The 20,927-nt window shown below is 43.5% G+C and carries 18 protein-coding genes and 1 tRNA gene; 12 read left to right on the top strand and 7 right to left on the bottom strand.

Annotated features, from left to right (window positions below):
* Positions 1 to 4: 4 nt before the first annotated feature.
* The 6 genes from truA to prfB are packed head-to-tail and all read left to right on the top strand — an operon-like array spanning position 5 to position 7,945.
* On the top strand, positions 5 to 742 hold the full coding sequence (truA, locus tag ACSFC1_RS05930) for a tRNA pseudouridine(38-40) synthase TruA (RefSeq protein ID WP_435565196.1): 738 nt from the start codon (positions 5 to 7) through the stop codon (positions 740 to 742).
* Entirely contained in the window at positions 637 to 2,046 is a 1,410-nt protein-coding gene (locus ACSFC1_RS05925) for a hypothetical protein (protein WP_435565195.1), read from the top strand. Before truA ends, ACSFC1_RS05925 begins: the two co-directional genes overlap by 106 nt.
* Positions 2,043 to 2,840: a TlyA family RNA methyltransferase gene (locus tag ACSFC1_RS05920; RefSeq protein ID WP_435565194.1), complete on the top strand. Its 798-nt coding sequence runs from the start codon at positions 2,043 to 2,045 to the stop codon at positions 2,838 to 2,840. The genes ACSFC1_RS05925 and ACSFC1_RS05920 overlap by 4 nt, the downstream gene beginning before the upstream one ends.
* 1 nt (position 2,841) lies before the next feature.
* On the top strand, positions 2,842 to 4,236 hold the full coding sequence (locus ACSFC1_RS05915; RefSeq protein WP_435565193.1) for a hypothetical protein: 1,395 nt from the start codon (positions 2,842 to 2,844) through the stop codon (positions 4,234 to 4,236).
* A 7-nt stretch (positions 4,237 to 4,243) separates the two neighbouring features.
* Positions 4,244 to 6,832 (top strand): preprotein translocase subunit SecA, encoded by a 2,589-nt coding sequence (gene secA / locus ACSFC1_RS05910; protein WP_435565996.1) that lies wholly within the window; start codon positions 4,244 to 4,246, stop codon positions 6,830 to 6,832.
* Positions 6,833 to 6,841: 9 nt separating this feature from the next.
* A complete protein-coding gene (gene prfB, locus ACSFC1_RS05905; RefSeq protein ID WP_435565192.1) occupies positions 6,842 to 7,945 on the top strand; it encodes a peptide chain release factor 2 in 1,104 nt (367 codons plus the stop codon).
* Here prfB and ACSFC1_RS05900 read toward each other — a convergent pair.
* The 4 genes from ACSFC1_RS05900 to ACSFC1_RS05885 are packed head-to-tail and all read right to left on the bottom strand — an operon-like array spanning position 7,942 to position 12,216.
* Positions 7,942 to 8,880 carry a helix-turn-helix domain-containing protein gene (locus ACSFC1_RS05900; protein ID WP_435565191.1) on the bottom strand — a complete coding sequence of 313 codons (939 nt, stop codon included), beginning with the start codon at positions 8,878 to 8,880 and terminating at the stop codon, positions 7,942 to 7,944. The genes prfB and ACSFC1_RS05900 overlap by 4 nt on opposite strands.
* A gap of 12 nt (positions 8,881 to 8,892) precedes the next feature.
* The gene (locus ACSFC1_RS05895) at positions 8,893 to 9,765 is read right to left on the bottom strand and encodes a bifunctional enoyl-CoA hydratase/phosphate acetyltransferase (protein WP_435565190.1); all 873 of its coding nucleotides are present in this window, start codon (positions 9,763 to 9,765) and stop codon (positions 8,893 to 8,895) included.
* 4 nt (positions 9,766 to 9,769) lie between these two features.
* Positions 9,770 to 10,612 carry a M55 family metallopeptidase gene (locus ACSFC1_RS05890; protein ID WP_435565189.1) on the bottom strand — a complete coding sequence of 281 codons (843 nt, stop codon included), beginning with the start codon at positions 10,610 to 10,612 and terminating at the stop codon, positions 9,770 to 9,772.
* Positions 10,609 to 12,216 carry a sensor domain-containing diguanylate cyclase gene (locus tag ACSFC1_RS05885; protein ID WP_435565188.1) on the bottom strand — a complete coding sequence of 536 codons (1,608 nt, stop codon included), beginning with the start codon at positions 12,214 to 12,216 and terminating at the stop codon, positions 10,609 to 10,611. The genes ACSFC1_RS05890 and ACSFC1_RS05885 overlap by 4 nt, the downstream gene beginning before the upstream one ends.
* Before the next feature lie 176 nt (positions 12,217 to 12,392).
* Here ACSFC1_RS05885 and ACSFC1_RS05880 point away from each other — a divergent pair, with 176 nt between their 5' ends.
* From ACSFC1_RS05880 to meaB, 4 genes are read left to right on the top strand one after another with little or no spacing between them, the layout of a single operon-like run.
* Positions 12,393 to 13,091, top strand: coding sequence for a radical SAM protein (locus ACSFC1_RS05880; protein ID WP_435565187.1), 699 nt, complete (start codon positions 12,393 to 12,395; stop codon positions 13,089 to 13,091).
* Positions 13,081 to 14,760: an acyl-CoA mutase large subunit family protein gene (locus ACSFC1_RS05875; RefSeq protein WP_435565186.1), complete on the top strand. Its 1,680-nt coding sequence runs from the start codon at positions 13,081 to 13,083 to the stop codon at positions 14,758 to 14,760. Before ACSFC1_RS05880 ends, ACSFC1_RS05875 begins: the two co-directional genes overlap by 11 nt.
* 14 nt (positions 14,761 to 14,774) lie before the next feature.
* Complete coding sequence (locus tag ACSFC1_RS05870) at positions 14,775 to 15,191, top strand: cobalamin B12-binding domain-containing protein (protein ID WP_435565185.1); 417 nt, start codon at positions 14,775 to 14,777, stop codon at positions 15,189 to 15,191.
* Entirely contained in the window at positions 15,181 to 16,068 is an 888-nt protein-coding gene (gene meaB, locus ACSFC1_RS05865) for a methylmalonyl Co-A mutase-associated GTPase MeaB (protein WP_435565184.1), read from the top strand. The genes ACSFC1_RS05870 and meaB overlap by 11 nt, the downstream gene beginning before the upstream one ends.
* On the opposite strand, the gene ACSFC1_RS05860 is transcribed toward meaB, so the two are convergent.
* Positions 16,047 to 16,122 (bottom strand) — tRNA-Pro (locus tag ACSFC1_RS05860). The genes meaB and ACSFC1_RS05860 overlap by 22 nt on opposite strands.
* Before the next feature lie 99 nt (positions 16,123 to 16,221).
* On the opposite strand from ACSFC1_RS05860, the gene ACSFC1_RS05855 reads away from it, so the two are divergent.
* Entirely contained in the window at positions 16,222 to 16,884 is a 663-nt protein-coding gene (locus ACSFC1_RS05855; RefSeq protein ID WP_435565183.1) for a 5'-methylthioadenosine/S-adenosylhomocysteine nucleosidase, read from the top strand.
* The gene (gene ligA / locus ACSFC1_RS05850) at positions 16,881 to 18,923 is read left to right on the top strand and encodes an NAD-dependent DNA ligase LigA (RefSeq protein ID WP_435565995.1); all 2,043 of its coding nucleotides are present in this window, start codon (positions 16,881 to 16,883) and stop codon (positions 18,921 to 18,923) included. Before ACSFC1_RS05855 ends, ligA begins: the two co-directional genes overlap by 4 nt.
* Here the strand turns inward: ligA and ACSFC1_RS05845 are convergent.
* The gene (locus ACSFC1_RS05845; protein WP_435565182.1) at positions 18,892 to 19,527 is read right to left on the bottom strand and encodes a hypothetical protein; all 636 of its coding nucleotides are present in this window, start codon (positions 19,525 to 19,527) and stop codon (positions 18,892 to 18,894) included. The two genes, ligA and ACSFC1_RS05845, sit on opposite strands and share 32 nt — an antisense overlap.
* 2 nt (positions 19,528 to 19,529) lie before the next feature.
* On the bottom strand, positions 19,530 to 20,927 hold the full coding sequence (gene pepV, locus ACSFC1_RS05840; protein ID WP_435565181.1) for a dipeptidase PepV: 1,398 nt from the start codon (positions 20,925 to 20,927) through the stop codon (positions 19,530 to 19,532).

The following is a 20,927-nucleotide window of genomic DNA, read 5'->3' as shown; positions in this document are numbered from 1 at the left end:
GAAAGTGAAGAAGTTTCTGGCAGTTGTTTCGTACGATGGAACCATGTTCTACGGTTTTCAAATTCAGCGAGAGGTGAGGACTGTTCAGGGCGTTCTTGAAGAGGCGTTACAGAGAATCTTCAAGGAAAAGGTCGTCACGGCTGCGGCTGGCAGAACTGACACAGGTGTTCATTCGGTTGGACAAATCATTATGTTTAACTGTCCGATAGAGATTGATGCAACAAGTATGAAAAACGCTTTGAATGCCAATTTACCTGACGATGTTTATGTGCGCAGGGTTATCGAAGTGGATGAGAGTTTTCATCCGAGATTTGATGCAAAAAGAAGGATCTATCACTACTACATATACAACTCAAAGGAACCAAATCTGTTCATCAGGAACTATGCGTGGTGGTTCCCATATGATCTGAGTGTTGAAAGGATGAGAATGGCGGCGAAATTCCTCGAAGGTGAACACGACTTCACATCTTTTGCAAAGAGCGACAGTATAGAGCGCTCAACGGTACGAACTATTTATCGTATACGAATAGTCAAATTAAGGGGTAAGATTCTGCTGATCAGAGTCGAAGGCAGATCATACTTGAGAAGAATGGTCAGAAATATGGTGGGAGCACTTGTGAAGGTGGGAGTTGGCGAATGGGAACCAGAGAGAATCAAAGAGATACTCGAGCTAAAAGATCGTTCACAGGCTCCAGCTACGGCGCCGCCACATGGTTTGTACTTGTACTCTGTGGAGTTCTGATCGCCGCAGATTTGAATTTGAAGAAGGTGAACCTGAATAATCAAGAATTCTTCCAATACGACCAGTTTGGTGTTGTCTACTATTTTGGGTTCGCAGAACCAACCGAAGAAGATCTTCAGATTATCTCTCGGTGGTTGCAATTGCCAGTTGTGCAACTCTTGTACTATGGAGCCGTCGAATACAGAGAAATCTTAGAGAAAAAACTCAGCGATCTCGGTGTGCTCGTTGGCATAGGAGATGTTTTGTTGGTGAGGGTCGAAGCATTGCAGAATCTCTGTCATTACGAAATTTCGTACAGAGAATATCATCACAGTGAAACAGTGGCTGTTGAGAGTTTTTCCGAATCCCTACAGGGGGCTCTTGCCGTTATTTTTGGGAACATTCAAAAGCCAACAGAAGGTTATCTGGTTGAGATCGCAGATCAGATTCTGATAAGAAAGGCGTCCGTTCCAAAGCCAGTACAGTTCGTCTTTCAAAAGAGAGTTCATTCGGTGGTCATGAGGGGCAAAGCTCTGTTACTCGAGGAAGGCTTTCACAACTTCTATGGTAGAACGGTCTATGTGGACAGAGACATGGAAATAGAGGAACCTGTTTTCTTTGTCGAGAACGCCTCGATGGTTTACAAAACAAGCAACGGTTTTGTAACTTATGAAAACGGCAAGATACTTTTCCCGGACGGGCGTTCGTTCTACACGGATGAACCTTTCGACGTAATAGATGACAAATTAGTTGCTAAAGTGATCAACGTGAAAGTTGACGGGTTACCGATAAATGCTACAGTTCTTGGAAGGCATAATGAGTTGCTCGTTTTAGCGAACGGAGTGATCGTACCTTTAGATCAGTCTTGGGCAATGAAAGTTTCGGGACCTGTTCTTGAGTGGTCTGTTGAAGGAGATAGACTTTATGTACTTGATATTTCAGGCTATCTGAGGACAATAGATTTGAAAAGGAGAAAACTATTATGGGAAAAACGTTTTGCAGGTGCATGGGGCATAAGTGCGAGGCTAAACAGGGTTTATCTTGGTGTTGAGAACAAGCTTCTGATCATGGACGAGAGCGGGCAGATTATTTCAGAGGAACCATGTAGTGATTTTGGAGTGTGGAAAGAAGGTATAATTACCTTGAAATCACCTCAAGAAGGTTACGTGATAAGATCTCATATTGGTCTTGCCGTTTGGGATAGCGGTCGGGTGATCCTCTACATCGATGAACCGCGTTCCTTTGAAGATGTTCTCAGAATCAGATTTTTTGACTGGGGTTGTGTCGTGGCAACTGCAAAGGGGTGTTGGGTGATAGAAAGATGAAAGAAAGACTCGATCTCTTACTCGTCAGGAAAGGATTGGTAAGGAGCAGGTCTCAGGCAAGAGATTTGATAAAACTTCGTAGAGTGATTGTCAACGGGAAGATCTGTGACAAACCTGGGGTGATCATTGAGGAAGAAAGTCATATCCAGTTCTTGAAGGACAGAAAATATGTGAGTAGAGCTGCCGAAAAATTAGAACGTGCATACGAAGTCTTCAGTTTGGATTTTGAGGGAAAAATCGTATGTGATGTGGGGGCTTCAAAAGGCGGTTTCACGCAATTTGCAATTGAGCACGGTGCAAGAAGGGTTTACGCTGTTGATGTAGGCAGCAATCAACTCGATGAATCTTTGCGAACAGATCCAAGGGTTATCTGTCTTGAGAATTTCAATGCAAAGCAGTTAAGTCTTGATGTGCTTGGTGAAGCCGTTGATATGGTTCTCTGTGATGTCTCGTTCATATCTGTGAAACTACTCATAAAACCGATAAGTTCTATTCTGAGAAAAGCGGGTCAGCTCGTTCTGCTCGTAAAACCACAGTTTGAGATGGGTTTGAGTAAAAACAGATCAAAGACATCACACATAGGTGCCATAGAAGGTGTTCTTTCTGAGGCGGCAAAATTCGGTCTTGTTGCATTAGATTTGGCATATTCACCGATAACCGGCTGTGAAGGTGATATCGAATATCTGGCTTTCTTTGTTAAAGATGAAGGAAATAACCTGAGAAATCAAATAGATGAGATGAAGATCGAGTATTCTGTAGATGAAGCTTGGAGAATATTCAGAGGTGGGAAATGATATGCGCTACGTGCTTTCAACCATTTTGCTGACGCTTTTGTCGGTTTGTCTTTTGGGCGATTTGTTGGATTTCATACCAGCTGACTACGATTTCTTTTTGCTCTTTAAGGACAACGGTACGTATTATTCCAAGATCTCTTCAGTCCCTTTTTTCAACTTTCTCTTAAGTGAACAAGGCCTTGGTCTTGAATACGTAACGAAGTCACTGCTCGAAAACATCGGTTACAGTGCAAGAGTGTCGCCGCAAGTGATATACGATGCTCTCAGTAAAAGTGTGCTCTTTGCTTCCAAAGGCATTGTTTTCGAAGTCCAGTCACTTTTCTCAATCGATATAAATTACTACATCGAGGCTCTCAGAAATATCGGAACAGCTTCCATATTGGTTTTCGAAAGTGAAGAACCGGAAAAACTGCTCAAGATGATTGCGGGTATAACAAATTTGAAACTCACCTATAGCGAAAAAACGTGGGTTCTTCAAGACACAGATGTTGCGATCTTCGCCCGTTACTATAGAGGTTATTTGGTCATGAGTGGCAGTAAGAACGCCTTGGAAAGAGCCATAGATGTCTATGACAGACCCACCGATCAGTTTGTCACCAAGTATTCGGTGAGAGAGTTGGTGAACCAATCGGCATGGATCAGTGGTTTTTTCAGGGGCGGCTCTTTTGGCATCAACATAGCTGGTGTCGGCGACAATTCTTTTGAGACTGATTATTTCACAGTTGACGGAATACTCACAGAAGAATCTTTAAGATTGGAAATTAAGCAGCACCTGAAAAAAGGCGTCGACTTGAACAAATATCTGTCAAGTTCTTTGACTATGAGGAACATGCCATTTATTGGAAACTTTGCGTTTTCATCGACTGTTTCGGGTCCTTCAGATATTGCGCAGGGTATTTCCTGGTGGTTCCAAGGTGCACAGGAAGAAATCAGGAAGATGTATCAGATAATCTCTTCGATACTCGATATCAGCAAGGACAGAGTGTATTTGACAGGTGATCTGACCGGTGAATATGTGCGTTTTGCGGCGATCTTTAACTTGACAGCCGATTTCGACGTCAATCTGATAAGATCCTATGGTGCACGTGAGTTCGGTGATGAATTGAGACTGCCTATAATGAACGGCTTTGTATCGTTCTTTAAGCAAGGCAAAGATCTAATAGTGACGAACTTGACCAAAGATGAATATCTAAAGCTTTCGAACAGAAGAAGGTTGAGAGATGACAGCGCCTATCAATATGTATCGAAGGGCTTCCCCGAAAAGGACATCATAAGAATCTACATTGACTTGGGTAACTTGGTTGAATCAATGTTGGGTTTAAAGGCACGTGGCAGGCTTTTGTTCTCTCAGTTTGTTGAAAGTGGTGTAATTGTTTACAAAGTGGAGGTCATGTGAGATGAAAATAGCTCTCTTTGACAGGAATAAGATGCTTTTGAAAAAATACTTCAAAACAGTCGAGAGGATAAAGGAAGTTGAAAAAACCTTGTCGAAGGCAACCAATCATGAACTGATTGATCTTTCAGAAGAGTTGAAAAAAACTGAAGATCACCAAGAAAGCCTTTTCACTGCATTTGCACTTGCGAGGGTTGTGGCAAAGAGAGTTCTCGGAATGTATCCCTTTGATGTACAAGTTGTTGGAGGACTTGCCTTGAATGAAGGCAAAGTGGCTGAGATGAAAACCGGTGAAGGTAAAACTCTTGCTGCAACGATGCCACTGTTTTTCAACGCTTTAGCAGGCAGAGGAGTTCATCTTGTCACAGTGAACGATTACCTCGCACGTCGAGATGCTCTGTGGATGGGACCGCTGTATCTCTTCTTGGGACTCAGAGTTGGTGTGATAAATCAACTTGGAAAATCCTACGAAGTTGTCTGGAAAGACAAACAGCTTTTCGAGGAAGCGATTAGAAGAAACCTATCAATCTGGCCCGATGGTTATGTGGAAGAATTTTTGAAAGATACTGCGAAAGACCAAGATGCTGTCGAAGCGTTTGCGGTTGAATTGGTTGAGATTGACAGAAAACAAGCTTACCAATGCGACATAATTTATGGAACTAACAATGAATTTGGATTCGATTATCTTCGCGATAACTTAATTCTCGATCTTGCAGATAAGGTACAGAGAGGGCATTTCTACGCGATAATCGACGAAGTCGATAGCATTCTAATCGATGAAGCCCGTACTCCTCTGATAATCTCTGGTCCTTCTCGTGAGGGTGCTTCCATCTACAAACGCTTTGCCTCTCTTGCAAAAAGACTGACCAAGGATACTGACTTCACAGTTGATGAGAAATCGAGAACGGTCGTTCTCACGGAAAATGGCATTGAAAAAGCGGAGAAATTGCTTGGTGTGGGTAATTTGTACGACCCGTCAAACGTGAACAACATCTACCATTTGACCAATGCGCTTAAAGCACTGCATTTGTTCAAAAAGGATGTTGATTATGTCATCATGAACCAAGAGATCATAATAGTGGATGAATTCACCGGCAGACTGTTGCCTGGTAGACGATACAGTGGTGGTCTACACCAAGCGATAGAGGCGAAGGAAGGAGTGCCAATAAAAGAAGAGTCGATCACTTACGCTACGATAACCTTCCAAAACTACTTCAAGATGTATGAGAAATTGGCCGGTATGACAGGGACCGCTAAGACCGAAGAAGAAGAGTTCAAGCAACTCTACGATATGGAAGTAGTTGTTATCCCAACTCATAAACCCATGATACGCAAAGATCACGATGATCTGATCTACCGAACACAAGCTGAAAAGTACACAGCCGTTGTTAATGATGTTGTCGAAAGATACAAGAAGGGGCAACCCGTGCTCATAGGCACGACCTCTATAGAAAAAAGCGAACTACTCAGTTCTATGCTCAAAAAGATGAACATTCCTCACCAAGTTTTGAACGCGAAGTACCACGAAAAAGAAGCGCAGATAATAGCACTTGCCGGGCAAAAAGGTGCTGTTACGATCGCGACGAATATGGCGGGACGAGGTACAGACATAAAGTTGGGTGAGGGAGTCACAGAACTCGGTGGTTTGTGCATCATAGGAACAGAGCGCCACGAGAGCAGGCGCATAGACAATCAGCTCAGAGGCCGCTCTGGAAGGCAAGGTGATCCGGGAGAATCCAGATTCTATCTGTCACTCGAAGATGATTTGCTGAGAATATTCGGTAAAGAGCAACTAGAGAAAGTCATGAATGTCTTGAAGATAAAACCTGGTGAACCAATAGAGCATCCGTTGTTGACGAGGTTGATCGAGACAGTTCAGAAGCGTGTAGAGGGCATCAATTTCTCCATAAGAAAGCATTTGATGGAAATGGACACCGTTCTCGATGCTCAGAGGAGGTCGATCTATTCTTACAGAGACTGGATCTTGTCTGGAAAGATAGAACAGTATGTGGATGAAGCTGTACAAGACTTTGTCGAAAGAAGATTGGAAGAGTTTTGTAATTCCTCTGAGTGGAATGTGGAAGGTTTGAAGAACTCTCTGTCAGTCTTGCCAAAAGGAGTTGTTGAACTCGATGGCATAAAGGAAGATTCCGTAGAGAAATTAAAGGAATTTCTGATCAGTTCGATAAGAAAAGCTTATGAGAGAAAGAGAGAGGAAATAGGAGAAGAATACTCACAGTTCCTCAAATTTCTGGTACTGCGCATAATTGACGACAACTGGAGACAGTACTTAGAAGAGGTCGAGCATGTCAAAGAAGCTGTCAACCTGAGAGCCTATGGGCAAAGGGATCCCATAGTAGAGTTTAAGAGAGAGACTTACGCACTGTTCGATGAAATGATGGCAAGAGTCAATGAACTGGTTGTTTCTTGGATGCTGAGAGTTGTGAAGGTTGACAAGCAACAGGCTGAACAGGAAGCGAAGAAAGATCTGGCGAGGCTCCAGTTGGTTCACGAAGAGTTCGACATTGTAAACAGATCTGAGAAGAGAAAGTTACAGAAAGGCGAGAAAATAAAAAAGAGATTCAAAATAAAGAGGTGAAGTACAAGGATGATAGCCTATGAGACTCGTGTAAAAATAGACGAGATGAGGGAAAAGTTCAGCAATTTCTTGAAGCTCATTGATTTGGACAAATTGAAAACAGAGTTGCAGAGCTTGGAACAGCAATTGGCAGACCCAGAAATATGGAAGGACCAGAAGAAGGCAAGTGAACTTTCAAGAAAGGCGCAACGCTCAAAGGAACTGCTCAGTGATATGAAAAGGATAGAACGCATCTTCGAGGAGATAGAGATTGGAATAGAGCTTGCAGAAGAAGATCCACAGATCGCTCAAAATGTGGAAGATCTTGTGAGAAATGTCGAAAAGGAACTGCGCCGTTTTCAGATGGAATTGATCTTGAACGATCCACTTGATCCAAGCAACGCCTATCTATCTGTGCATCCGGGCGCAGGAGGTACTGAATCACACGATTGGGCTCAAATGCTTTTGAGAATGTACATGAGATGGGCGGAGAACAAAGGTTTCAGTGTTGAGATTTTAGACTTCCAACCCGGTGAAGAAGCCGGTGTGAAGAGCGCAACGATCCTGTTAAGGGGAGAGTACGCCTATGGTTATCTGAAGCACGAGCGAGGTGTCCACAGACTCGTTAGAATCTCGCCATTTGATGCCGCAAAACGAAGGCACACCTCCTTTGCTTCTGTGAACGTAATTCCCGAGATCTCCGATGATATAGAAGTAGATATCAAGGCAGAAGATCTACGGATTGACACCTTCAGGGCATCAGGTCACGGCGGTCAATACGTGAATCGAACTGATTCTGCTGTAAGAATTACGCACCTTCCCACAGGTATCGTAGTGTCGTGCCAGAGTGAAAGATCTCAACATCAAAACAAAGCCCAGGCACTCAAAATGTTAAAGGCGAAGCTGTACCAACTTGAGTTGGCAAAAAGAAAAGAACAGCTCGAAGAAATTCAAGGTGAACTGAAGGAAATTGCATGGGGTAACCAAATAAGGTCTTATGTTCTTCAACCTTACACAATGGTTAAGGATCACAGAACTGGTGTCGAAACCGGCAACTTTGAAGCTGTGCTCGATGGTGACCTTGATCAGTTCATTGAAGCTGAACTACTTTTCTTTGCAAACCAGAAGGGTTAATTTCTGGTTATTCCGTACTTCTTCATCTTGTAGCAAAAGGTCTTGTAGTTCATCTTGATGATCGCAGAAGCCTTCTTCCTGTTCCAAGAAGTACTCTGGAGTGCTTTGTGTATGAACTGCTTTTCGATTTTTGCAACTAAGTTGTCCACATACTCTTTGAGATCTATTTCTGCTGTACTGTGTAGAGTATTGTTAGATTCTACCAGATAGTTTGTTATATCATGACCCGTTGCGTAGAGATGAACTATTTCAATCAATTCGTCGGTGTTTCCAGGCCAGTCGTACGATGTGAACATCTTCAGCGTCTGCTCATCTGGGAACTGTACGGGCAAGTGTTTGTAACGGTGATGCAGTGAAGAAAGCAAATGGTCTATCATATAGGGAATGTCCTCTTTTCTCTTTCTCAGTGGTGGGATCTCTATGTTTGTGCAACCATTCAGAGGAAGATTCGAGCTATGGAGAATGATCTTTCTGTCATCAACTATCGCTTCATAACTGAATGGTGAAAGCTGAGAGTACTTCCCTTCACACAAGAAATCGATGTATGCTTCTATCCTTATTCCCATTTCTGCAACAATAGCCAGTTCCTCGATATGGCTGACCTTCAGTTTCTGAAGTTGTCTGAGGATTGGTAATATTCTAATGCCCTGCAGTTCGACAGAAGAGTTCATTATATCATTCATCTTTCTGCATTTCTCAAGCGCTCTCTTAGCCTCAAGGTATTTGATAGCTAAGATTAGGGCAGACAAGTTATCCACAAAGATTGCAGATGGTTGCTTTTTAACCCGTGCACCGTAGACGATGTCCCAAAAATCATCGAGAATCTTCTGCTCGTAGTCACCTTTGTCTTCGTAATACTGAAAATGAATTTTCTCACTTGTTATTGGGAGTACAACCTTTTCTGCAAGCTCGTAAGGAAGAAGAACTCTTATCAACGCTTTCACCTCTTATCCAGCGCAAGCAGCCATAGCAAGAGAAAGCAACTTTGATTGAGCACTATCTGCCCTCGAAACTACAACCACAGGAGCTTTTGCACCAACTACAAGACCCGCAATGCTGCCACCAGCTAGATAAACTGCAGCCTTACCCAAGAAGTTGCCCGAGTGAATATCCGGAACTACCAGAAGATCAGCCTTTCCTGCTACCTCACTCTTTATTCCTTTTATCTTTGCTGCCTCTTGACTCAGTGCGTTGTCTAAACCAAGTGGACCATCGACAACACAGTTTTTTAGTTCACCTCTCTGTGCCATCTTCGATATCACAGCCGCTTCAACTGTCTCAGGCATCTGTTGATTCACCGTCTCGACGGCACATATAAGTGCGACCTTTGGCTCAGAGTATCCCAGGCGGTGTAGTAGATCAACAGCATTTCTTATGATTGTCACCTTATCCTCCAGTGTTGGTCTGATGATCATCCCACCATCTGTTACAAAGACAACTCTCTCCAGCGCAGGAACTTCAAGAGCTGCAACGTGACTCAGTACACCAGTCCCTCTCAATCCCCATTCTTTGTTGAGCACTGCCTTGAGCAAGATCGAAGTCTTGACGAGCCCTTTGAGGATTATCTCTGCTTTACCGGAGGAAACCAGCTTCACACCTATTTCCGAAGCTTCTTGTTCTGAATCAGCGTGTATGATTTCCAGATTCTTGCCCGGCTCTGGCACACTCACATTCCCAACAAGAATGACTTTCTCAACCACTCCATTTTCTTGGGCTATAATTGCCGCTCTCACCGCTTCTTCATCTTCTGCTCCAACTACCACAACGGTTTTTCGTTTTAAGTTGCGAGCGCGTTCGATCAGCTCTGTGAGCGATTTCATCTTATCACACCCCAATGTTTTTTACAGCCGCTGCGATGTACACAATTGCCATCAGTGCGTTAAAGACCACACCATAGTCTTCGTGGCGAAATAGGATCGTTCTGGCATCAATTCTGTTCACACCTGGCATGAGTTCCGCGGCATCTGCAAAAGATGTATCCTTCAATTCCACTTTCAATTCAATCGGCGGTTTAAATCTCACAACTGCCAATTCCTCTCTCTTGATTGATAATGCACACTTAGCAGCTTCTCTTATCTCTCTCATCACGGTTGCCTTCGGTCTCATGATCGCCGAGAATCTCCCAACGGCTTGCTTTGTAATAACATAAAGATATTCTCCAACCAAAGTTCCTTCCAATTCTTCCCTGAGTGCGTTGTCGCCTACAATCAGCGCGAGAGGGACATCATGGTATCCTGCAAAAGCCGCATTGATGAGAGTTTCATTCATTCGAACTCCATTGATCCACATGTTGTGGACAACTGAACTTGAATAAGTGTGGTCCATGATTCCATATTTCGTGCCCACGCCAGCATGATATCCCAGAAAGATAACCCTGTCAAAAGTGTTGTCAAGACCAGTCATCATGAAATCTTGTCTGAGTGGTCCATGGACAATCTCTACTTTCTCAAATTCCTGAGTTATCCTGTAAGGTATGTTATCACCAGTACCGTGAGAATCAGAGATCATAACGTACTCTACCTTGTCTGTTTCGAAGAGTCCTTCAAGCAGTGATCTCAAATGTTCATACAAAAGCTCAGAAGATTCTCTGTTTTGCTTGGGAGTTACTTCACTCCAGGTAGATATCCCAGCAAGTCCTTCCATATCAACGGAAACGTAGATTTTCACGGATTTTTCCCCCTTTTCATATTGTACATGTTTTTGTCTGCTATCTTAAGGATCTCATCAAGTGTCGTAGAACCATCATAGACTGCCATTCCATAGCTGAGAGTTATCTCTTCATCAAGATCTGGGATCTTCAATTCTGACAACTTCTTCGACACCCTCTCCATAACTTTTTTACCACTTTTGAGGTCCATATCCAAAAGCATCAACAAGAATTCGTCTCCACCGTACCTCACAACGAGGTCCATTTTTCTTGTGCTCTGCAAGAGCAGGTGTCCAAGCTCTTTGAGAACCTTGTCACCAACAGCGTGCCCATACCGGTCATTGATCTGTTTGAAGTTGTCAACGTCGATCATCACAAAGCAAATCTTTCCACCCTTTCTCTCTATGATACCTTGAAACTTGGCAAAGTATTCTGCAAGATAGTATCTGGTGTAACATTCGGTGAGAGAGTCTCTTATAGCGATCTCTCTGTATTTAGATCGTTCATTCTTCAGTTCATCCACAAGCATCTTCATCCTCAGTGCTATTGTGATCTGTTTACCAATCAGTTCGAAAAGTGCCAAATGTGTTACAGAAAAAGCGTTTGCACCCTGCCTTTGGAAACTGATTGTTCCAACAATCTTTTCGTCGACTCTTAGAGGTATGCCTACATAACTCCACACTCGTTTGGTTTCTCCAAAGACTAAAGCCTTCGCTCTATAAGGAGCAATGCGCATAGTCCTTGTGTTTGGAATGTAGGTGAATTTGCCAGTGTCTATGACATAGTTGGAAAGTCCGGTGTATCCTCTTTTGATCTTAATATCAGTGACCTTTTCACCATAATAAACTCCATATCTAATGATTAATTCATCACCCTCAATCAGTGCAAGATAGAAAACATCGATCGGAACAATATTTTTCACCTCTTCATAGATCTGCGCGCCAATTCTCTCAAGGTCTGTCTCACCTCTGCCAAGGAGATCGAGAATATTTTCCATCAGAGTAAATCTCGTACCAGCTACTCTCAGCTGTTCGTACCTGTCTTGTGCTAATTTTTCAACTGTCTTGTCTCTTAAAATCATCACAACTTCGTCATTCTGTGGCTTTGCCGTCACTCTTAGAACTCTTCCATCGATTGACAAATCGTCCTGACACACACATTGACTTTCTATGCTTGTTTTTGCAATCTTCAAGAGCTTTTGCCATTCTTGTGGGTGAGTTTCAGGCAGCTGTCTGAACTCCACTTTGTTGCAATACAGTACTGTCATCTGTTTGCTGAGGATTACAACTGGAGAAACCGACATATCCTGCATTATCGTCTGAGCATGCCTTACAACGGCACGATTAGGTTCGACCACAAGAAGCGTGTACACTGACTTGCCATCTTTCATGGATATCGATGTGAGGCTTTGCCATAGATCGCATTGATCAACAAAGTGTGTTATCGTTGCTCCAAGCCTTCTCATGCTTTGCTTAACAACTGAGTTGATCTCTTCTTGGAGCGTTATCTGCTGAGATGAGATGTAACTCTTGAACAGCTGATTCACTTGAATTTCCAGACCATTCTCAAAGACGGCACACGGCAGAATGTTTTCTTTGGACAACCATATGAAGGCGTCTTTCATCAAAATCACCTGATAAATAATAACATCGCTTTGCACTTATCTTCAATAAATGTTATGATTTCTTCGGTGATGTTCAATTGTTGTACGTGAATCCACAGACAACCGTTTCGATTTCTTTGACTGGGCAGTGGTGTGCGCTGAATTGTGCTCATTGCGGAAAGCATTATCTGAGAGGTATGAAGACCTTCGAAGAAATGGAAAAATTCATACAGCTGGGTTATCGTTCCTTTCTCATCAGCGGTGGATTGAATTCTGACGGTGAAATACCTTACAGTAAGGCTGTTCTTGATAAACTTCTGTTCTTGAAAGAAAAGTACGACTTACAGTACAACTTTCACATAGGTTTTCCAAATCGATTGGCAGCTGAGCTTCAAGAAATTGCAGATGTGATCAGCTTTGACTTCTTTTCCGACCGTGAAATCATGAAGAAAATCTATGGTTTATATCGCGAGCCGATGGATCAAATAAACGTTCTCACCTCAACCCAGATTAGTGCTATTCCACATATAACGATCGGCGTTGATTGTGGAAAGATAACACATGAACTTGAATCTCTGCACATACTCTCTGAATACTTTTCTGTGATTGTCTTGAATGTCTTCATACCAACTCTTGGTACGCATTACGCGAACTGCTTACCACCAAAGTTGGACGATGTCAGAAGAGTTTTCGAGTATGCGAAAGGTCGCTTCAAAGTTGTCACACTTGGTTGTATGCAACCCAGAGGAGTTTACAGATTGCACCTGCAAAATGAACTGAGAGAGCTTGCCGATGTTATAGTCAAACCCGTCAAAGGTTGTCAGGAGAGCTTTGAAGGGTGCTGTGCCTTTCTTCTGAAACAAATTTCACAGGGGGTGTTTAGCAATGTACGATAAAGACTTTCTGGAGAAACTCTCTGAAAAACTCGAGCAATGGCAAGAACAGGTTGAATCCGAACTGAAGAAATTTCCCGAGAGGCGCAAAAATTTCACTACTCAGTCAAATCTGGAACTCAAGAGAGTTTATACACCCTTAGATTTATGCGAAGCTGACTACTTGAAGAACCTTGGTCTACCAGGAGAGTATCCCTACACCAGAGGCGTTCAAAGAACTATGTACCGCGGCAGATTTTGGACCATGAGGCAATACGCAGGATTTGGTACAGCAGAAGAAACCAACAAGAGATTTAGATATTTGCTTGAACAAGGACAAACTGGTCTGTCGGTTGCCTTTGATCTCCCAACGCAGATGGGTTATGACTCAGATCACCCACTGGCACAAGGAGAGGTTGGGCGTGTAGGTGTAGCAGTAGATTCTTTGAAAGATATAGAAACACTCTTTGATGGTATACCTTTGAAAGAAGTCAGTACCTCCATGACTATTAACTCAACAGCTGTAATTCTGCTGAGTATGTATGCTGTGACGGCACAAAAACAGGGTGCGCAAATAGCAGAACTGAGAGGCACGATACAGAACGATGTTCTCAAAGAATACATAGCAAGAGGAACTTATATCTTTCCACCACAACCATCGATGAAGATCATAACTGATATCTTTGAGTTTTGCTCTTCCAAGATGCCAAAATGGAACACTATCAGCATCAGTGGCTACCATATAAGGGAAGCAGGAGCAAATGCTATTCAGGAGCTGGCATTCACCTTTGGTGATGCGATTGCATACGTCGAGGCGGCTATCAAATCCGGTTTGGATCCGAATGTCTTTGGCAAACAACTCTCGTTCTTCTTCGCAGCTCACAACAATATCCTTGAAGAAATAGCAAAGTTTAGGGCGGCACGTCGAATTTGGGCAAAGATCATGAGCGAGAGGTTCAAAGTTACAAACCAAGAGGCTTTGAAGCTCAGGTTCCACACGCAAACTGGTGGTTCAACACTCACCGCTCAACAACCTTTGAACAACATCATCCGTGTTACTCTGCAAGCGCTCGCAGCCGTTTTGGGGGGTACACAGTCATTACACACCAACTCCTTTGACGAAGCACTCGGTCTGCCAACGGAAGAATCAGTCCAAGTGGCACTCAGAACTCAGCAGATAATCGCTTATGAATCTGGCGTTGCCGATGTCGTAGATCCGCTTGGAGGATCTTATGTAATTGAAAACTTGACAGACCAAATCGAAGAAAAGGTTTGGCAGTACATAGAGAAGATAGATTCGCTCGGAGGAATGGTCAGGGCAATTGAAACAGGTTATGTGCAAAAGGAGATTCACAACAGCGCTTACGAACAGCAACTCGCAATTGAGAAAAAAGAACAGATCGTCGTAGGTGTGAATGCCTTTCAGACAGCCCAAGAACAACAGATGCGAAGTATACTGAAGGTGGATCCTTCTGTTGAAGAGAGACAGGTTTGTGCATTGAAAGAACTGAGAAAGAATCGAGACAACAATGCAGTGAGGACAGCTCTGAAAGAACTGAAAGAAGCCGCAAAAGAGAATAAGAATATTGTGCCTTATGTTTTCGAAGCTATCAAGAGTTATGCGACACTTGGTGAAGTCTCTGATGCTTTAAGAGAGGTCTACGGCGAATATGTTGAATCAACAGTTTTATAAACGAGGTGATGTAGATGAAGGTTTACAGAATCTTGATTGCCAAACCTGGGCTCGATGGTCATGATCGTGGTGCCAAAGTTGTGGCGCATGCTTTGAGAGATGCAGGATTTGAGGTGATCTACACAGGACTTCGACAGACACCAGAACAGATCGTCAGGACTGCTTTACAAGAAGACGTTGATCTGATAGGTCTTTCAGTACTTTCTGGTGCTCATCTGCAGTTGTCGCAGAAAGTAATTGAACTCATGAAAAAGGAAGGAATTGAAAACATCCCAGTCTTCGTTGGTGGAATCATACCACCAGACGATGTGCCGCAACTTCTGCAGATGGGAGTAAAAAGAGTCTTTGGTCCAGGTACGTCGTTGTCAAAGATCGTTGAAGAGATAAAAGCCATTCTGCAACAAGGGGTGGCAAGTGCGGGTGAATCATAAGGAGATTGCAAGACTCATAACTGAGGTAGAGAACAATCCAAGATTAGCCCCGAGAATTTTGAACCAATTTCCCACGCGCCGTTCAAAGATCATAGGTTTCACCGGAAGTCCAGGTGTTGGTAAGAGCAGTCTAATCGATCGTGTTGTAAAACAGATAAGAACTAACGATTTCTCAGTTGCCGTAGTTGCAATCGATCCATCTAGTCCCTTCTCAATGGGCGCTTTTCTGGGAGATCGCATAAGGATGAGACAACATTTTCTTGACGAGAAGGTTTTCATAAGGAGTATGGCATCACGAGGGGCATTGGGTGGACTCAGTGATGCCGTTTTTGACGTCGTCAAACTGTTGGAAGCTGTTGGGTTTGATTACATCTTGATAGAAACGGTGGGTGTTGGGCAATCGGAAACGGAGATCTCAAAATTAGCTGATATAACTGTTCTGATTCTTTCTCCAGGCTTTGGCGATGATGTACAGATGATGAAGGCTGGTGTCATGGAGATAGCAGACATCTACGTTGTGAACAAAAGTGATTTGCCAGACACCGACACTGTTTATGGTCAACTTGTCGCTTTCGTATCACTCGCAGGAAAGGATGAATCGTGTATCTGCAAAACCAGTGCACACCTTCAGCAAGGGATCGAAGAACTCGTCAGTAAGATAGAGAATCTTTGGAAAGAGTTCGACAAGAATGGAATCCTTGAAGCCAGAAGAAAAGAGAGAACAAGACACCACGCAGAGCACATTCTCAGAAAGATTGTTCAAGAAGCGATGAACAGTGCGAAGATTGACAGCACAGATCCCTATGATTTCGTCGGAGAATCATTATCCAAATTGTGCAAAAACTTAGCAACAACTGGTCAGGGGGGAGGGACTTGAACCCTCGACCTCCGGACCCCGATTCCGGCGTTCTTCCATCTGAACTACCCCCTGATTTGCCCAAATAAATGATATCACACTGTCGAAATTCTTCAACTGCGTATTTCATATCTCAGCCTTTAACATGATAAAATTTTTTAAGGGTGAGAAACTTTGATCGCTGTTGTAGGTGTCCTACCACAGGAGATAAAACCTTTAATGGAAGCTTTGTCTCACAAGTTGGAAGTTACAGAAGTGATAAGACGCCCCTTAGTCAGAGGAATTATTGGCCAGAATGAAATCGTTCTCACAAGTGGATGCGTCGGAAAGATCGAGACAGCAGCCTTAGTTCAGTGTCTAATAGATCGTTACAAACCAATGGCGGTGATCTGCATTGGAGCTGCCGGTGCACTCAAAAGCAACATCTCGATTGGTTCAGTCATTGCTGGGACAGGATATATGGAATACGATTTCTATCCGAGAGTGAACGTCGATTTGATACTGGAACCAAAGCAAAGGTGTTTTTCGGATTTCTTTGAAAAAAACGATTTCATCTACGGTATTGTTGCCTCTGGCGATAAGTTCATTTCGACAGATTTAGAGGCGAAAAAGATCTTCGAGTCAACTTCGGCATTATGTGTAGACATGGACTCTGCTGCAGGGGCAAAGGTGTGTATCGAAAATGAAGTTGAATTCCTTTCACTCAAAGTAGTTGTCGACTTCGCTGGCTCGAAAGCAGTAGAACAGTACATCGAAAACCATCAAAAGTATGGAACAAAACCTGCCATTTTGCTTGCCGAATACCTTTCAGGGAATCTTCTCATCTGTGGGGGATAAGAGTGAAAGAGATTCCTGAGGAGATAAGAAGAAGGATTGAAGAACTCAGAGAGGAGATAGAGTACCACAATTACAGGTATTATGTTTTGGCGGCTCCAGTGATCAGCGATCAAGAATATGACAAATTGGTTCAGGAATTGATAGAACTTGAAAGGGCATATCCAGAACTTGTGACAGCCGACTCGCCAACTCAAAGGATTGGAGACAAAGTCTTGGATGAGTTCAAGAGCGTCGAACATTCTGAGCCAATGTTGAGTCTTGACAACACCTATGATGAAGAACAGATAAGAGAATTCGACAACCGAGTGAAGAGATCCTTAGAGTTGCATTCTGTTGAGTATGTTGCCGAATTGAAGATAGACGGCGTCTCTGTCGCTCTGAGGTACGAAGAAGGCAGATTAGTCTTGGGATTGACCAGAGGCGATGGCACGCGCGGTGAAGATATCACTGAAAACCTGAAAAAGATTCGCACCATTCCTTTGAGGTTGAGACAGCCTGTAGATGTCGAGGTTCGTGGTGAGATCTACATGCCTACCGAAGTATTTGAAAGGCTCAACAGCGATAGGATTGAGCGAGGGGAACCACCCTTTGCCAACCCGCGCAACGCGGCGGCTGGGACTCTCAGACAGTTGGACACTCGCATAACGAGAGAAAGACACCTTGATTCCTTCATATACTATGTAGTCCATCCAGAAAGATATGACTTGAAGACTCAGTGGGATGCACTCAGCTGGCTCAAAACAGTTGGTTTTAAGGTCAACCCAAACTCCAAACTGTGTTCGAATGTGCAGGAGGTAATCGAATATTGGAAAGAATGGACAAAACGGAAAGACCAACTGCCGTATTGGGTGGATGGAGTAGTTGTAAAGGTGAATCAATTTGAACTACAAAGCACATTAGGTATGACGGCAAAGGCACCAAGGTGGGCGATAGCCTTCAAGTTCCCTGCCGAAAGAGTTGAGACGAGGTTGATCGGTGTAACGATCCAAGTGGGTAGAACAGGCGTTTTGACTCCTGTTGCTGAACTACAACCTGTGCAACTTGCGGGCACGATTGTCAAAAGAGCCTCACTTCACAACTTCGATTACATACAAGAAAAAGACATCAAGATTGGCGATTGGGTGTACGTTGAAAAAGCTGGGGGGATCATTCCACAAGTCGTTTCTGTTGATGTGAATAGACGGTCGGGAGAGGAACAACAGATACAGATACCAAGGGTATGTCCTGTTTGTTCTGGAAGGGTTGGTAAGTTAAACGATGAAGACGTGGCACTGAGGTGTCTCAACCCGCATTGTCCTGCCAAACTCAAAAGGTCATTGGAAACCTTCGCCGCAAGAAGCGCGTTAGACATCAAAGGGTTAGGCGAGAAGATCATCGAGAAACTTGTAGATTCGGGGTTGGTCAAGGACTTGGCTGATATTTTCTATCTCACACCTTTTGAACTCACACAGCTTGGTTCGGGCATAGGACACAAAACGATTGCGAATCTGCTTTCGGAAATTGAGAAGGCTAAAACTGCACCACTGCACAAAATCATCACAGGTCTTGGCATACCAATGGTTGGTGAAAAGACCGCACGTGTCTTGGTACAGAATTTCAGAAGTATCAAGAAGCTTTCGAATGCCTCATTTGAGGAATTAACTCAAATACAGAGTATAGGACCTGAAGTTGCAAGAAGTATCAGAGAATACTTTGAAGATCCGAAGACCAAAGAGCTCATCGAAAAACTGGAAAAAGCGGGGGTAAGGCTTGAATCTGAAGAAGAGTCAAAGCAGCAGACTTTGAGTGGGTTGAACTTTGTGATCACAGGAGTCTTGAAAAACTTCACGAGAAATCAAATAGAAGAACTCATTCAATCGCTTGGCGGCAAAGTTAGTGACAGTATTTCGAGAAACACAGACTACCTAATTGTAGGGGAAAAACCAGGCTCAAAGCTGGAAAAGGCAACGAGCCTGGGTGTGAAAACAATAACGGAATCTGAGTTTCTCAAGCTTGCGAAGGTCGATATCAAAAATCTCCGACAACAAAAGTTATTCTAAAACCGTACAAATTGATTAGTGCAGACGGCAAGCTCTGTGTCCAGGACAGATTGATCATATAGCCGACCTTTACACTCACCTTGGGTGAATCTCCAAGATCGAATTTCACCGACGGCTGAAGCAGTACACCCATCGATTCAAGTTCAATGGGCGGAATCACGAAAGACAAATCTCTGTTTGAGTCAGTGTAGAAGCCGAGTAATGTCTTTTGTGCAGTCAGCTCAAAGCCTATGATGTTCACTTGATACGATGTTTTCAAATACAGATCGACATTTCCTCTTTTGATGAATCTTGTACCACCTTCTTGATCAGAGAGGATTGAAACCATTGTTCCTGTTTCCACATGAAATGAAGCTGGTTCGACATAGACTCCACCAAAAAGGTACCCAGATTGTGAAAACGGATCGATCGCAGCGCCCATCTTAGTTGATAAATTCCAGACCGGGTATGTCACTTCGAAACCACTGTACCTATAACCTACAAAAAGGTCGAAATTGCCAACCGGAAGATGTAATGCCACTCCATCGTTGGTGTCAAAGCTCAAATATGAAGCGAAAATAACCGTAGAGAACAAAACAGTCAACAACAGTACAGTCCTTCTCATATTCACCACTCCACAAGAATTTTGTAGAAAAGCTGAGCATATATTCTTGCCACCAGCAGAAGATCATCCAAAGCTATTCTTTCGTCTGGTTGATGTTCTGTTTCTGGTCTGCCTGGTAGCAGTGGTCCAAACGCAACACCACATGGTACGGCTCTGGCATAAGTTCCTCCACCTGTTGTCAGAAGTTTTGCTTCTTGACCAGTTACCTCTGTGTACACTTCACTCAAAATTCCTATCAACTCGCTATCAGGAGAGACAAAGAGCGGTGGTAGATGATTCTTAGCCTCGACCTGTATTGGTTTCAGAGCTTCCTTGATCTGTCTGGTGAGCATCGATTCTGAATAGTATATCGGATAGCGCACGTTTATCACCGCTTTTATCTTACCTTCAGTCAGTTCGATAGTACCTAAGTTAACCGTTAGCGGCCCTGCTACACAGTCTGTGCCTGCAACCTTCAAGGAGAGACCATCTGTTTCATAATTAATCTTCGCAAAAACAGTTCGCACGAAGTCACTCAGATCTACGTTCTGCAATTCGATGTCTTTGAGAAAATCGAGTAAAGCTGCGATTGCATTTACACCATTTTCTGGTTTTGAACCGTGGGCTGATTTGCCCCTGAACTCTACTTTTATCCTGTCACCGTCAAGATGCCAGAGGACCTTAGCACCATTGGAAGGTCTGAACTTCTCCAGGATGCTGAGCACTCTTGCTAGAGCTGGTTTCAAAACAACCATCGCGTACTGTGGAACGACATTAGATGCCTCTCCGCCTTTAAGGTAATCAACTTCAACACCTTCAGAACGAGATTCTCCAAGGGGCATTGTTAACTCGTAATTGATTATCCCCTTTTCAGCATATATAATCGGGAAATTGGCATCTGGTGTTACGGCATAGATCGGTTTTTCCTCCTTTTCGAAGTAGTACTTCACACCTTGCCAACCTGATTCTTCATCGGTTCCAAGTATAATCCTGACGCGATTTTTGATCTTCAGTCCTGCGTCCTTGATCGCTTTCAGAGCGAATATGGTAGCCACAGTTGGTCCTTTGTTGTCCGATGCCCCTCTGCCGTACAGATAGCCATCCTTTATCACGCCTCCATATGGTTCGACCGACCAACCATCGCCCTCAGGGACCACATCTAAATGCCCCAAAACCGCGAAAAGCTTTCCATCATTTCCGTACTCTATGTGACCTCCATAGCCATCGACATTCTTGACAGAGAATCCAAGACGTCTACCGATCCCAATAGCATACTCTAAAGCCGCTGCTATACCGTCTCCAAAGGGCTTGTCTGGTCCTGTTGGATTGGATTTCACCGATTTGATCTTTATCAGATTTGAAGCTTCACGAAAGATTTCTTCAGCATTCTGTAAAACAAGCCTGTCGATTTCCTTGTTCAC

This window comes from Pseudothermotoga sp. U03pept (assembly GCF_051235805.1).
In the GTDB taxonomy this organism is placed as follows: Bacteria; Thermotogota; Thermotogae; order Thermotogales; family DSM-5069; genus Pseudothermotoga_B.
Note: the sequence above shows the minus strand (reverse complement) of the source record. Positions and strands in the feature narration are given on the sequence as shown.

Excerpts from the sequence above, each read along its gene's own strand:
- ACSFC1_RS05925 (WP_435565195.1), top strand. The coding sequence starts at position 637 with ATGGGAACCAGAGAGAATCAAAGAGATACTCGAGCTAAAAGATCGTTC.
- ACSFC1_RS05920 (WP_435565194.1), top strand. The coding sequence starts at position 2,043 with ATGAAAGAAAGACTCGATCTCTTACTCGTCAGGAAAGGATTGGTAAGG.
- ACSFC1_RS05915 (WP_435565193.1), top strand. The coding sequence starts at position 2,842 with ATGCGCTACGTGCTTTCAACCATTTTGCTGACGCTTTTGTCGGTTTGT.
- prfB (WP_435565192.1), top strand. The coding sequence starts at position 6,842 with ATGATAGCCTATGAGACTCGTGTAAAAATAGACGAGATGAGGGAAAAG.
- ACSFC1_RS05895 (WP_435565190.1), bottom strand. The coding sequence starts at position 9,765 with ATGAAATCGCTCACAGAGCTGATCGAACGCGCTCGCAACTTAAAACGA.
- ACSFC1_RS05885 (WP_435565188.1), bottom strand. The coding sequence starts at position 12,216 with ATGAAAGACGCCTTCATATGGTTGTCCAAAGAAAACATTCTGCCGTGT.
- ACSFC1_RS05880 (WP_435565187.1), top strand. The coding sequence starts at position 12,393 with ATGAAGACCTTCGAAGAAATGGAAAAATTCATACAGCTGGGTTATCGT.
- ACSFC1_RS05875 (WP_435565186.1), top strand. The coding sequence starts at position 13,081 with ATGTACGATAAAGACTTTCTGGAGAAACTCTCTGAAAAACTCGAGCAA.
- ACSFC1_RS05870 (WP_435565185.1), top strand. The coding sequence starts at position 14,775 with ATGAAGGTTTACAGAATCTTGATTGCCAAACCTGGGCTCGATGGTCAT.
- ACSFC1_RS05845 (WP_435565182.1), bottom strand. The coding sequence starts at position 19,527 with ATGAGAAGGACTGTACTGTTGTTGACTGTTTTGTTCTCTACGGTTATT.